We start from the raw sequence: 14031 nt of genomic DNA, 5'->3' as shown, positions 1-14031 counted from the left end.
GGCTGCTTACATTGCGTTTATGCGCAGTAAGCAGCTAGCTTAATCTATGTTTTAGGGGAATCGTAATTAACATAATGGTAAAATCGCTCATAGGGCCTAACTAGGTCAACTAACATTGTGTCCTTCTTCACGCTTGAATAGGGATTAAACAATTTGAGCTAATCCTTTCACTTCCTTTCTTTAGTGAATTTTTTATATGCCATCTCCTTTCTCTGTAAGTAGTTACAGTATACAACAAAATTCGATAAAATAAAATGAATATTTAGAACTGTCTGAATATTTAAATCCAAATGGAAGAGTCATCCTTTTTTCATCTGATCTTTCGTTAGTCACGGTATATTGTGAAAATCTTTGAAGCATGTAGGTGTTAAAGCAATCAATTATGCCCTTAAGATGAAAAGGTAGATAAAAAGTCATGTGTAAAGAGATGAAAATAAAACAAATGAATTAATTTTACTTTTTGGTGATCCAATTGTTCGTTTGATTCGTTATAAGTAGTAAGAAAAAACGATACGACCAGAAAGAGGGAGGAGGAGACGGTATGAAAAGGAATTCACTTTTTGTTGCGGGAGGACTTATTAGCATTTTGCTAGTAGGTGGGTATAATTATGCTGCGATGAACGAGACACCATCAGAAGAGCACGGGAAAACGGTTGAAAAACCGCTCTCACTATCTCCAGAGGAGGAAAGCAGTGCCTCTTCAACAACGAATCGCCTTGAAAAGGAATTTACGCTTTTAAAGAAAGAGCAGGAGCGTGTAAATAAAGTAGAAGAAAAAAGAGAAGCAGAGGAAAAAGGGATTGTTCCCGCGCGAATTCAAATTCCAGCGATTGATGTTGATGCAGACGTCGAAAAGGTAGGACTCTTAGAAAGTGGCGCCATGGACGTACCAAAGAAGGTGAACAACGTCGGTTGGTTTGAGCCCGGAGTTCGCCCAGGTGGCAAAGGTAACGCTGTTCTTGCCGGGCATGTAGACAGTAAAACAGGTCCAGCGATCTTTTTTAATCTTAAAAAGTTAAAGGCAGGAGATGAAATCATCCTGACCGACAAATACAAAAACTCTCTGACGTTTGTCGTGCAAGACAAAGAAAGCTATTTGCGGGATGATGCACCGCTTCAAAAGATTTTCGGTCCTGCTAGCGAATCTTATTTGAATTTAATTACCTGTACCGGAAAGTTTGATCGATCTGTTGGAACGCATCAGGAACGCCTTGTTGTCTATACAAAGCTTAAAAAAGCGCAAACTTCACCTCCTACACAAATGAAGCTACCTGACGCCCCAACAAACGTGAAGGTAAGCGGTTCGTTTGTGACGTGGTATGCGGTTCGAAGTGATGATGTCATTGGCTACCGCGTGTATCGAGACAACGGGAACGGTGATTTCCAACAGGTGGCAAGTATTGCTGCTCATCAGCGAAAAACGTACTTGGATGAAGAAGCATCAAAGCATACGTACTATGTAACGGCCATTGATGAAAACGGAAATGAATCGAAGCCATCAGCGAAAGCTTCTGGAGAATAGTAATCAAAAGCCCGTCCTCTCTTCCAACAGAGGACGGGCTTTTATAGGAAAACCCTCTCTTGTTCTTCAATGAAAAAACCTCTATACTTATAGTTGTCTAAAAATTTCGTCTTTTAACAGAGGAGCTGAGCAGAGTTGAGAAATATGGGGGCAATGCTAGAAATTGACCGAATTGTATTCATCGGGCGAACATTTCAGGAATATACAAGCATGTTTAATTTAAAACGCACAGATCTTCAGGGGAAAATGATTTTAGACTGTGCAAGCGGTGCGTGTTCATTTACTGCTCACGCAAACAAGATCGGCGCTGCGGCGATGGCTTGTGATGTGGCCTACGAGTTTGATACAGAGATCCTCGCAAAAAAAGGACTAGAGGATATTGATCATACGATGGACAAGATGAGAGACGTGTCTGATCAATATGACTGGTCCTATTTCCAAGACGTCAAAGGCTTAAAAAAGGAGCGAACCAAAGCATTTTACGATTGTATGCAAGACATGAGAATTCATCCTTATCGCTATTTGTACGGGAAGCTACCTCATTTACCGTTTCAAGACAAACAATTTGATTTAACACTTTCAGCACATTTGCTGTTTATGTACGATGATCGTCTGGATTATCAGTTTCATCTTCAATCATTAAAAGAACTGATTCGAGTAACGAGGTCGGAGATCAGACTTTTCTCGCTCAGTAATCGAAGCGGAAGACGATCACGCTTTGTTGATCAGCTGAAGGAGGACCTTCTTCCAGAGGTAGGAGCAATTGAAGAGCAAGAAGTAACCTATAAGTTTCAACGCGGAGCACAGACCATGATGCGAATCATTCTCTAATTGATGGTGCAGAACGTTACATAAAAGCAGATCTTAGGATAAATCTAAGGTCTGCTTTTTTTATTGACTAAAAAATAAGTATGTAACGATCAAGCCCTTTTGAGAACTTTTCTCAATTTTTCGTGCCATCGCTTCTTGCATTTGCATAGGTATGATAAAGGTGATGTTTCTCTCTTTTTTTCAGGAAACGGCGAATCCTGTAGATGAAAAAGAATTGACAAATATCACAGCTGGTCATACTATAATATTAAAAGTTGCACTAGGGAAAAATTATAAACCAAATTCAATTTTATAGACAAGGAGAAAAAAAGATGAGCCTAGATAACATTATGAATCTAAGTCAAGGCTTGAAGGGTGAGCGCATTCGAATTACAGAACTTCACTTATCTGGGATCATGCGCCGCAGACTGCTAGACTTAGGATTTGTGCCAGGAGCCGTCGTCCAAGTCGTTAGAAAGAGTCCGCTCGGAGATCCAATTGCCTATAAAGTAAGTCAAACGACGATTGCATTGCGAAAAGAAGAAAGCTCAAAAATTCTAGGGGAGCGAATAGAAGATGTCGAATAATCAATTCACCATTGCGCTGGCTGGAAATCCGAATACGGGTAAAAGTACGCTTTTTAATACATTAACAGGGCTCAAGCAACACACAGGAAATTGGGCAGGTAAAACCGTTGGAATGGCGGAGGGAGAATTTTCTCATAAGCATGTTACCTACAAAATGATTGATTTACCAGGAACATATTCGCTATTTTCCAATTCAACGGATGAAGAGGTAGCAAGAAACTATATCGTGTTTGAAAAGCCTGACCTCACGATCGTAGTCGTAGATGCGACCGCGCTAGAGCGTAACTTAAATCTCGCTCTACAGGTGCTTGAGATGACAGAAAAAGTAATCGTTTGTGTGAATTTAATTGATGAAGCAGAAAAACAAGGCATCCAAGTAAATGAGCAGCGTCTCATGAATAAACTCGGTGTACCGGTTGTGAAAATTTCAGCCAGAAACAAGCGTGGTCTATCACAGCTTTTAGATACGATTGATCGGGTTGTAAAAAACGAGCTTCCGACTACGCCGTTTCAATTGACCTATTCGAAGGAAACAGAGGCAAAAATTGCGGAGCTTGAGCCAATTGTTAAAAAGATTATTGGAAACGCACTACCTTCCCGGTGGGTGGCCGTTCGACTATTAGACGGAGATGATTCTCTGCTCGCAGAGTGGAAAAAGCGAATCGGACTTCAAGCAGATACACAGAGGACAACGCTATCACAAGGAGGGATGACGAGTGGATTCAACGGGATCGATTCATGAGCAGCAGCTAAATGACTTGCTACAAAAAGCGAAGGACGCCTCGCATCCTGCTGTGAGAGACCATATTGTGCAAAGTATTTTTCAAACAAGTCAAGATCTTTGCAAACAGACGCTTACGTTTACAAATAAAAAGGAGAATGATCGTACAGAAAAGCTGGATGCGGTTTTAACCTCACCCGTTTGGGGATTTCCCATTATGCTGTTGCTCCTTGGGATGGTCTTTTACTTAACGATTGCAGGCGCAAATGTTCCTTCAGCATTGCTTGCTGATTTCTTCAACTGGATTGAAGGGTATCTAACAAAGGGCTTTCAGGCACTTCATGCACCAGATTGGCTCTATGGTATGCTTGTACTCGGATTGTACCGAGGGACATCGTGGGTTGTGAGCGTTATGCTTCCGCCGATGGCCATTTTCTTCCCAGTTTTTGCGTTGCTTGAAAACTATGGATATTTACCACGCGTGGCTTTTAATATGGATCGATTGTTCAAGCGCGCAGGTGCACACGGCAAGCAGTCGTTAACGATGGCAATGGGCTTTGGTTGTAATGCAGCCGCCATTATGTCCACACGTATTATTGAATCACCGAGGGAGCGCATGTTAGCCATTTTAACAAACAACTTTGTTCCTTGTAATGGACGCTGGCCAACACTCATTCTATTATCTTCTTTGTTTATGGCTGCTGGTTACACAGGAGGGTTAAAAACATTTGTCACCGCAGGGGTTATTATCGGAATGGTCTTATTCGGAGTTGTTGTGACGCTAACGGTCTCATGGGCCTTGTCGAAAACGGCACTAAAAGGAGTTCCTACCCACTACACGCTAGAAATGCCACCTTATCGTCGTCCGAAAATTCGGGAAACGATTTTACGCTCTTCCCTTAACAAGTCGCTTTCCGTCTTAATGAGGGCCATCAAAGTAGCCGCCCCAGCAGGTATTTTAACGTGGATTTTAGCAAATGTGTTCATTAACGATACGAGTATTTTAATGCATATTGTTCATTTCCTTGATCCGTTTGCACAAACGTTAGGATTAGATGGCTATATTTTAATGGCGTTTATTATCGGACTTCCGGCGAATGAAATTGTCGTTCCCATTTTACTGATGGGCTATCTGTCTACAGGAGCTCTAACGGAAATGGAAAGTCTATCATCTGTTAAACAGCTGTTTTTAGATCACGGCTGGACGTGGCTGACGGCGCTTAATATGATGCTGTTTTCACTTCTTCATTTCCCATGTGGTACGACGCTTGTGAACATTTATAAGGAAACAAAAAGTAAAAAATGGACGTTTCTTTCCTTCTTGATTCCAACGGTCATTGCCATTGTTGTGACGTGGGCAATCGCACAGACGGTCTATTTTTTCAATCTTTTATAACATAACGGAGCGCATCTTAGAGGATGCGTTTTTTTTTGTGCGTTCTTAACGAAGTCTCGTAAATTAGCAATAAAATAAGCCGTAATCGTCTGGTGAGATTACGGCTAGATTAATGACGCTAAGTCGTTCAATAAAGGGCTATTGAGTGAAGAATGAAGGGTAATTACCGGTTTACTTGAAAGAGAGAGCAAAGTTTCGGAGAAAGTAGCTGGTGGATCGGAGCTTCATTGAGCTTATAATAACTCCACGTACCTTTTGCATCTTTGGTAATTAAGTTCGCATCAAGTAAAATTTTTAAATGATACGATAACTTTGATTGAGGCATATCCATGACGTCGCACAAATCACAAACACAAATCGAATGCTTTTGAACAATATAGTATAGAATTTGCAGTCTTTTTTGGTCTGCTAGCGCTTTAAACTGTTTTTCATATAACAAAAGCTGGTCTTCTGGTGGAGAGATGAGAGATGTTTGTTCCATAGGAATGATTCCTCCTTCGTATGTAATTCCTCTTATTATACAAGAGTTATAGATAGATTGTGAAACGATTACAATGATTATTTTAAAATTATATCTTCTTTCCTACAATTTCAAGAGGAAATAATAGGATGAAATGGAAGAGGTGACGTTTCTTAGTTACAACGATTCATATAACAGATCAATGCTGCTAAGCGAACTTTCTACTAGCGCTTCATCTCGCTGATCAATTGCATATAAAAGTAGCATAATCGTCGTATAAAGACCCTTAAATTTTGCGAGAGTAGCGGTATTATGATCAATTTCTCCGTACGTAGTAAAAAACTGTTGTCTGCCTTCAGACGGAAAATAACTGTAGACAAACGATAAATCAACGGCAGGGTGACCGATATGAACATCTCCCCAGTCAATAATCCCCGCAATTTTTTTCGTGTCGTCAAGGACGACGTTTCGTATGTGAAGATCACCGTGACAAAGCGTTTTTTCCTGACGGATGGTGACCGGCTGTACATGCTTCACCCACTGTTCCAACGCGACGAACCGTGCTGACGGAAGAAGAGCGTTTGCTTTTTGGAGATGTTCAAGTAGCTTCGGTTTTCGTTTTCCTACGTCGAGGCGAGCGAGCTGATCCTCTGACACGCCAAGATGTCTTGCTTGTTGTACAGGAAAGTCATGAAGGATGCGTAAAAACTCCCCCAAAAGCGAAGCCGACAGTATTCGTTCTTCTCTTGAAAGAGTGGACACGAGATGGCCTTGAATATAGTGATAGCCTGTAAAAGGCCACGGATATTGTGATGTCGGCTTTCCGAAAAATAAAGGGTAAGAGATTGAAATGGGTAACAGTGGTGCGAGTGCAGGCAGTAGCGTGTTTTCTGTTTGCAGAAGCGACACGGCAATCTTTCGACGCGGAAATCGAAACACATAGCTATTGTTCACGACATACACCGTATTATCAAAGCCTTTTCCAAGCTCGTCCACTATGACAGGAGAGAGCTTGGGAAACTGTTGTTCAATGCAGCGTTTAGCTTCATAAATAGAGACAGCGTACTCAGCGTCCCAAACGTTCATCGTGCTCATCCTTTCATTAATCCTGTATTCTACCTGATGTTACCATGAATGAGCTGTGACGTGGAGTTAAATATGTTCGATCTAGTGCGATATTGATGCCAAGCCGATTTACCTGTGCGTATTCGATTACTTTTTTCTTGTGAAGAAAGACAAAAAGATACATGTCATCACGCCTCTCCATATTAACGAAGCCTGGAAATTTCACCCCAAGTTGTGCATTCAGCGCTTCTTTAGAGGTGTAGGGACCAAAGACATATGCCTTGTCCCACTTAAACTCTGCCAGTGATGTGAGGTCAATCGTTGCTGGAGCTTTTTGAACCTGTTCGTTCAAGGTCTTTTCAAACTTATGATGACTTGGACTCCACCATAAAGAACCGATCAGTACGGCACTCATCAAAAAAAGTTTCATCTTTCGTACGCTCCTTTCGGTAGTGCCGATGGATTATAGATACCGTACAGTTCAACGCTTTTGATCCAGCGAGCGGCATTTTTTCCGTCACGATCTGACATCCAGATGTCGCCGTATCCCCAGAAGTCTTTGCCTCGAAGCCACGTAAGCTTGTCGATTGACGACACATAGAGAGGCTGATAATCACCTAAAAATCCAGTAGGAGACGTGAGTTTACGCTGCATATTTGTTTTTGTGTTCAACAAATAAAGAGACGCTTTTGGTCGTTTCGTGTAGTCATTGCTCCATTCGCTTTCTACTACGCGGGAAACGACGAGTGAGGAGTCCGTGATCCAAGAAAAACCAAGCTCCGCATAATGGGGTGGCGTCATATGAACCGTTTGATACACGGGAATCTCCGTTATGTTCAGTTGCTTGTTTTTGAACCCGAATACAATTCGTCCGCCTCCTGCAATATAAGCGAGAGTTGACTGGTTTGGCGCCCATTTTGCGTTATCAAGGTGCAAGATGACTTCATCAAGTACGCTAAACTGCTTTCCATCGACGGATAGAACACAAAGCATGTCACTGTCCATAGACCACGAGGCAGTAGGGCTTACCGTGAAAGACAGCCATTTTCCATCGGGTGAGAAGGAGAAGTCTCCAGCGTTAATGGACATAATGGTTGCTTTTCCTTTTGTGAGCTCCTTTGGAATCGTAAAAAAGGGTGTCGCTTCTTGTGAATAAGGTGTGCTAGGTGCTGTGAGCGGTACTTTATAAAGAATGGGATTTGTCCACCCATCAGGATGAAGATCTGCACCAGCTGAAACGATAAATCCTTTTCCGTCAGGTATCCAAATAAAATCATCTACTCCAACGGAAACCGTGCGAAATCGACTCAAGTCGGATACTTGAAGAGCCATCCCCTCTACGTAAGCAACGGAGTGACCGTGAGGAGACCAGACAGGGTGACGACCGTCACGAGCAATCAACTTATGCGTATTACGTACCGTATCATAGACCCAAATTTCATTTGTCTTGGACTGATCGGGCTTAATGTCGTTTCCTTCTTTTTCATAGACAATTAAACGACCATCCTGCGACCACTGTGGGTTATTGGTGAAGAGGGCTTTTTTTGTCGTCACTTTTTTTTCGTATGAACCGTTTGCGATCCATAAAAAGCCTTGTCGCGTAAAAGCAGCCTTTAATTCAGTTGCTCCGTAGCTCTTAGAAGAGGGAAGGAGAAGGAACAATAAAAAAGCACAATAAATAATCTTTTTATACATAATGACATCCTCAGTAACGTTTTTCTTTTTAGGATGTCGCACTTTATAGGAACCTATAACAGCAAAATCCCCCTGAACGTAAGAAGATCAGGGGGAGTAGAGATTATTGTTGTGCTTTACGAGCACGCTGTGCAAAGAATGCTACACCAGCTAGAGCAAGTGCACCAAATGACATCCACATCGTCATTGAAGAAGAATTCGTTGTTTCACTAGCACCACCCATACCGGTTTTAGGCATTTGAGTTGGCATATTTGTGGAAGCAAATTTTTCAGGCATTTGCGTAACGATGGCATTACCTAATGCTTGACCAACACCAAACATAATTTGATAGCCTTCGCGGTACGTGTTTAACTCATCTGCATAGCTTCCGTTCATGTATTGATCAAATGTGTCAATAACCGTTTGCTCATGCTTCATTAAAGCAGCCGTTGCATCTTTCGCTGGAAGGTTGTTTTCTGTTGCCGCTCCTAAGAAATTACCGAAGTCGGTTGCGAACGTTTTAGATAGCTTATTCTCTGCTTGCATCATCGCATCCTTGTTCCCTTCAGCTGCTGCACTTGCAATTTCTGCTTGTGCGTTAATATGATTCGTTTGCCAAATTTTTTCGAACTGATCCGCACCAGCTTGACCATAAATCGATTTCATTGCTGCTTTGAAGTCTGCTGTGTTGGCATTTTCAGCCCATGTGACATAATCATAGTCTTTTGCTGATTCGAATCCTTTTTGCATACCCATAACCGCTAAAGCAAAATGTTCAGATGCTAAGCTGTTAAGCGTTGAGCGAAGATCGGCTGCAGGTGTGTCTGCTTTTGTGTTATTGAACTTTTCAGGCATCTGTGTTGTGATGGCTGTTGATAGTACTTTACTAATCGTGTACATATGCTTGAATCCTTCGCGGAATGCTTCGTAAGAGCCTTTGTAGTCGCCTTTTACGTAGTCGTCAAATGCTGCTTTTACCTGTTGCTCATGTAGACGTAGTGCGTCTTCTGCTGCTTGCTGTGGAAGCTTGCCTTCTGTTGCTGTTGCTAAGAATTTAGAAAACTCTTGAACGAACTGCTCAATTTCTTTGTCTACCATTGCTTTCCCTTGCGCGTCATTTTCCTTCGTTGCTTTGACAAGGTCATCTGTATATTCATTGTGTGCTCTGAAGATTCGTTCAAATTCAGCCGCGCCTTCTTTTCCGTAAACAGAGGCAATAGCTGGTTCCATGTCTACTGCGTTTTGATCTAGTTTTTTATACGTTTCGTCTGCATCTTTTGCACCGTCATACATTTTAGTTAATGATTCAACAGCTAATACGTAATGTTCGGATAAGAGTTGATCAAGCGTTGCGCGTAAGTCTGCTGCTGGTGTATTCACCGTTGGTTTTTGTTCAGCGGCACCTGCTACCGTTGGGAATAATAGTGAAGCTCCTAATACGGGAATTAATAATTTTTTTGCTTTCATTTGTCATACACTCCTTAGTATTTTTTATAGGCTGTTTTGCTTTTCTTACTCACTAAACGGAGCCTATGTCGAAATGGATCACAAATAAAATAAGAAAAAAGATAAAAAACTTTTCGCTATCATGTTTCTTCCTATATTTAAGAGCAATTTTCAAGTCACAAAAAATCACAAAGTTCAACTTTCTTTCACATTTTTTCAAGTACTCCTACTTGTTATTACCAAAATTATGGCGTACTATCTGTTACGAAGAGTGCATTTTTCACCGTTGTTTGTGGAATGAAGGTTTCTGAATATGTACATAATGTTACCAATACTCTCAGGGGAGTTTTAGAAAGAGAGAGAGGGGGGTTTTTGCTATGCATGCTAGCAAAACCATCAAAAGTTTACTTGTTTTTATCTTACTACTCGTCATGTTCACACCGTTGAGAGCGTATGCTCACGCATACATTCAAGAATCAAACCCTTCTGAGAATGAGCGGCTGAAGCAGTCACCAACAGAAGTTAAGATAAAGTTCAACGAGGATTTACAAAACGGCTTTAACTCACTTAGTATAGTCGACTCGAACGGGAAACGAGTGAAATTAGAAAAAGCAGAAATAAAAGCAAACGACCGTTCAACGATTCAAGCAAAGGTCGAACAGAAGCTTAAAGACGATGTGTATTCCCTTGAATGGCGCGTTGTTTCTGCAGACGGTCATTCCGTCTCAGGAAACATTCCGTTTTTAGTTGGAAAAACGTCAAAGGAAATTCCAGGTTCGTTTCAACAGTCAAATGGAACAAGCAGTGCTTTAAAAGTAGAAAATATTACGGATCGCTGGTTTTTATACAGCAGCTTTTCCATCATTGTAGGCGTATTGCTGTTTCGGATGTTTTGGTATCGTCCAGAAAAACCACACATGGTCATTAACAAGCGGACGAAAAATCTCCTGTGGACTGGTTGGATGCTTCTTACCATTGGTATCCTAGCATTTTTACCTATTCAAACAAAGTTAAATGCAGGGGTTTCTTGGAGTAAGGCCTTTGACTTAGATTTATGGTCAAAAACGCTACAGTATACAAAAGAGGGAACCGTGTGGATAGTTCAAATCGTCATTCTTCTTCTGTTATTTGTAAGCATATGGTGGCTAATGCGAGACAAAGAGCAATTTTCACGAATTAAGGCTAGTTTTCCGCTTACCTTAATCGTAGGAATGATGCTTTCAAAAGCCTTTATTGGTCATCCTTCAAGTTCTCCTTACAAGGAATTTGGTGTGGGAACGGATTTTCTTCATCTATTGTCTGCCTCTATATGGGTAGGGGGCATATTAGCGATCGTCTTCTTGTTGCATGAAGGAATGTTTAAAAAAGATGAAGAGTCCCGAGATCTTTATTGGCAGAGCTTAAATCGATTTTCGATTTGGGGTTGGATTGCAGTTGGTACCCTGATGCTAACGGGTATTTTTAATGCGACGCTTTTCATTACCGATATTCAAGCTTTGATTAAAACGACATATGGACGAGCGCTTTTAATTAAAGTAGGCGGATTTGTGTTGATGGGAATACTTGGTATGATTCATTTTATTCGCGTAAAGTACTTTCCGAATAAAGGTTTGAAGTGGGCAGTTCGCGTGGAGCTTCTGATTGGACTTGCCATCTTTGCATTTACGGCTGTTTTCACAAACTTACCAACGCCACAAGGTGCGGCACCGCAATCGTTCAATGATACGGCGATTTTAATTGATAATAAAGAATACTTAAACCTTAACATCAGTCCGAAGCGACCAGGTCCAAACACGTTTGAAGTGACAGTCTACGATCAGCGAGGACGCGCGCTCAAAGACATTGACCAGGTGACGATTACACTATCACAGCAAGGATTATTTAAAGACGGACGTAAAAGCACGTTCCAAGTTCCAGCGGTTTCAGAAGGCGTATATGAAACGAACAACTTGTATTTAAACCAAAAAGGCAGATGGAAAATTCAAGTTCACGTGCTAACAAAATCGTTAGACGAATATGATGCGTATTTCTCTACCAACTTAAATCGATAAGGAGTTTTTAACATGAAAAAAATGAAACAATATGTTGTCGCAGCTTCTGCAGCAGCGAGCATGCTATTTTTTGCGAACACGGCAAGTGCACATGTAACGGTTTTACCAGCAGAATCATCTACTGGGGCATGGGAAACATATACGATTAAAGTACCAGTCGAAAAAGATGTTCCAACAACAAAAGTAGCGGTGAAAATGCCAACAGGTGTAGAATTCGAACAATACGAAACAGTGCCTGGATGGACAACAAAAGTGGATAAAAGCGGTAAAGGCACAACGGTGACGTGGAGTACAGAAGGAGAAGGCATTCAAGCGGGCCAATTCCAGCGCTTTACGTTTGTTGCAAAGAATCCTGATAAAGCAGGAGATGTAGCATGGGATGCGTATCAATATTATAAAGATGGTAGCATCGTTGAGTGGACAGGTGATGAGGATAGTGATTCACCACACTCGATGACGGATATTGTGAAATCAACGACATCTGGTCATAGCCACGGTGGTGCAATGGATAGCCATGGCCAAGTAAAAAGCGATGAAGCAGATGATGATCACGATGATGACTCAAAGCTTCCACTTACGCTGTCAATTGTCGGTCTTGTATTAGCGGTTGTTGCCCTAATTACATCATTACGTCGTAAAAAATAAAAAAGCACCATAGAAAAGAAGCGCTCGTAACGTTATGAGCGCTTCTTTTTATTGTGTGTAAGCAACGAACGATCGTATGTTTGAGAGCATATAATAGTGGGTATAAAATTAACTAACATTCCATTTTGAAAAAGATCGTGAGCGGTCTGTTAACTTATTTAAAAATTTTATATTTTCTGAAAAAATAACTATCTAAAAAAGGGATAGAGCAAAACATCTAGAATATAAATAAATAATAGGAAAAAGATCGTTCTGGAATATGAAAGGGTATTAAGCTCGATCAACGTGGCAGTTAAACAACAATAAGGAGGAAATACGAAATGAACATGAGCTGGGATCTTTTGATCGTCGGAGTCGGGATTTTAGGATGGGTATCGGTGGCGGCATTTGGCTATTCGAAACGAAAACATGAGCAACATTTAGTTCGAAAGAGAGAAGAATAAACAGAGCCCAAACGTTCTAGGCTCTGTTTTTTTGTGCGTCCGTTATTTTAATATTCATACAGTTGAGCGTATTATTTCCCTATAACAAGTCATTTCGATATACTAGTAGTAGGGTAATGTTCACGCTTGCGTTTCCCCAAGCAAGTAATTATTGTGTTGCTGCAAAATCCGCTTTACCACTATAAGAATGAAAGACCCCTCTTATCACTCCGGATTTTACCTACTTTTGTCTCCTTTGGACAAAATTTTCTCATGTGGCATCAGCGATAATTTTTACCTTTTAAGCACACCATACATCATGAGGAGGAGATTTTTTGACCAAAAAGCATCGAAAATTATCAAAAAAAGCCATATTAAAGCGCTTTATTTTCATTACGCTTGGCGCAATCTTAATGGCTGTTGCCCTAGAACTGTTTCTTGTTCCGAACGGCGTTATTGACGGAGGGGTGACGGGTGTTTCCATTATCCTTGCGCACTTAACGGGGTGGAAGTTAGGACTCTTTATCTTCGTTCTTAACGTTCCCTTCATCATCCTTGGGTACAAGCAGCTTGGTAAAACATTTACGATCTCAGCCTTATACGGCATTTTAGTCTTATCAATCTTCACCGCTATTTTCACTCCATGGCAAGTGTTCACGTCAGATTTATTACTCGCTACTGTATTCGGTGGTATTTTGCTCGGGATTGGCGTTGGACTTGTCATCCGTAACGGAGGAGCTCTAGACGGAACAGAAATACTTGCCATTCTGATCAGCAGCAAATCAAGCTTATCCGTTGGACAAATTGTGATGTTCATTAACGTCTTTATTCTTGGAAGCGCAGGCTTTGTTTTTGGCTGGAATAACGCGATGTATTCCTTAATGGCTTACTTTATCGCCTTTAAAATGATTGATGTCGTCGTAGAAGGTCTTGAACAGTCGCGCTCTGCGTGGATCATTAGTGACCATGAGCAAGAAATTGGCGAAGCGCTGTTACAGCGTCTTGGACGAGGTGTTACATACTTAAACGGTGAGGGCGGTTATAAAAGTGAAGACAAGCGCGTAATCTTTACCGTCATTACACGTCTCGAAGAAGCCGAACTAAAGACGATTGTGGAAGAAATCGATCCTCAAGCCTTCTTAGCATTAGGGGATATTGCGGAAGTGCGCGGTGGTCGATTTAAGAAAAAAGCGATTCATTAAAAAACGAGGTGCCTCCTAGGCCCTCGTTT

The 14031-nt window shown here is 41.3% G+C and carries 14 protein-coding genes; 9 read left to right on the top strand and 5 right to left on the bottom strand.

The annotated features are described in order from the left end of the window. Positions 1–541 precede the first annotated feature (541 nt). The 5 genes from AMD01_RS15690 (at position 542) to AMD01_RS15670 (ending at position 5036) form a co-directional block, all read left to right on the top strand. Entirely contained in the window at positions 542–1522 is a 981-nt protein-coding gene (locus tag AMD01_RS15690; RefSeq protein WP_053402380.1) for a class F sortase, read from the top strand. 144 nt (positions 1523–1666) lie between these two features. Beyond that, positions 1667–2353: a class I SAM-dependent methyltransferase gene (locus AMD01_RS15685; RefSeq protein ID WP_053402464.1), complete on the top strand. Its 687-nt coding sequence runs from the start codon at positions 1667–1669 to the stop codon at positions 2351–2353. Between the two features lie 311 nt (positions 2354–2664). Continuing rightward, positions 2665–2919, top strand: coding sequence for a FeoA family protein (locus AMD01_RS15680; protein ID WP_053402379.1), 255 nt, complete (start codon positions 2665–2667; stop codon positions 2917–2919). Next, positions 2909–3661, top strand: coding sequence for a FeoB small GTPase domain-containing protein (locus AMD01_RS15675; RefSeq protein WP_053402378.1), 753 nt, complete (start codon positions 2909–2911; stop codon positions 3659–3661). The genes AMD01_RS15680 and AMD01_RS15675 overlap by 11 nt, the downstream gene beginning before the upstream one ends. A 16-nt stretch (positions 3662–3677) precedes the next feature. Beyond that, complete coding sequence (locus AMD01_RS15670) at positions 3678–5036, top strand: nucleoside recognition domain-containing protein (RefSeq protein WP_245638965.1); 1359 nt, start codon at positions 3678–3680, stop codon at positions 5034–5036. A 163-nt stretch (positions 5037–5199) separates the two neighbouring features. Here the strand turns inward: AMD01_RS15670 and AMD01_RS15665 are convergent, their stop codons facing one another. The 5 genes from AMD01_RS15665 to AMD01_RS15645 all read right to left on the bottom strand — a co-directional run bounded on the left by AMD01_RS15665 (position 5200) and on the right by AMD01_RS15645 (position 9703). Further along, positions 5200–5517, bottom strand: coding sequence for an ArsR/SmtB family transcription factor (locus AMD01_RS15665; RefSeq protein ID WP_053402376.1), 318 nt, complete (start codon positions 5515–5517; stop codon positions 5200–5202). Between the two features lie 156 nt (positions 5518–5673). Beyond that, positions 5674–6582, bottom strand: a complete 909-nt coding sequence (locus tag AMD01_RS15660) for a phosphotransferase (RefSeq protein WP_053402375.1) — start codon at positions 6580–6582, stop codon at positions 5674–5676. A 16-nt stretch (positions 6583–6598) separates the two neighbouring features. Next, positions 6599–6976: a hypothetical protein gene (locus tag AMD01_RS15655; RefSeq protein ID WP_157052761.1), complete on the bottom strand. Its 378-nt coding sequence runs from the start codon at positions 6974–6976 to the stop codon at positions 6599–6601. Positions 6977–6987: 11 nt separating this feature from the next. After that, complete coding sequence (locus AMD01_RS15650; protein ID WP_053402463.1) at positions 6988–8256, bottom strand: TolB-like translocation protein; 1269 nt, start codon at positions 8254–8256, stop codon at positions 6988–6990. A gap of 103 nt (positions 8257–8359) precedes the next feature. Then, a complete protein-coding gene (locus AMD01_RS15645; RefSeq protein WP_053402373.1) occupies positions 8360–9703 on the bottom strand; it encodes a hypothetical protein in 1344 nt (447 codons plus the stop codon). Positions 9704–10059: 356 nt separating this feature from the next. Here AMD01_RS15645 and AMD01_RS15640 point away from each other — a divergent pair, with 356 nt between their 5' ends. The 4 genes from AMD01_RS15640 (at position 10060) to AMD01_RS15630 (ending at position 14002) form a co-directional block, all read left to right on the top strand. Next, positions 10060–11733 carry a copper resistance CopC/CopD family protein gene (locus tag AMD01_RS15640; RefSeq protein ID WP_053402372.1) on the top strand — a complete coding sequence of 558 codons (1674 nt, stop codon included), beginning with the start codon at positions 10060–10062 and terminating at the stop codon, positions 11731–11733. 21 nt (positions 11734–11754) lie between these two features. Beyond that, the gene (locus tag AMD01_RS15635) at positions 11755–12378 is read left to right on the top strand and encodes a YcnI family copper-binding membrane protein (protein WP_053402462.1); all 624 of its coding nucleotides are present in this window, start codon (positions 11755–11757) and stop codon (positions 12376–12378) included. Positions 12379–12698: 320 nt separating this feature from the next. Then, on the top strand, positions 12699–12821 hold the full coding sequence (locus AMD01_RS24960; protein WP_281176888.1) for a hypothetical protein: 123 nt from the start codon (positions 12699–12701) through the stop codon (positions 12819–12821). Positions 12822–13135: 314 nt separating this feature from the next. Beyond that, positions 13136–14002, top strand: coding sequence for a YitT family protein (locus AMD01_RS15630; RefSeq protein WP_053402371.1), 867 nt, complete (start codon positions 13136–13138; stop codon positions 14000–14002). The last annotated feature ends 29 nt before the right edge of the window (positions 14003–14031 follow it).

Source organism: Priestia koreensis (assembly GCF_001274935.1).
GTDB lineage: Bacteria > Bacillota > Bacilli > Bacillales > Bacillaceae_H > Bacillus_AG > Bacillus_AG koreensis.
The sequence above is the reverse complement of the archived record's forward strand: the minus strand, read 5'-3'. Positions and strand labels throughout refer to the sequence as shown.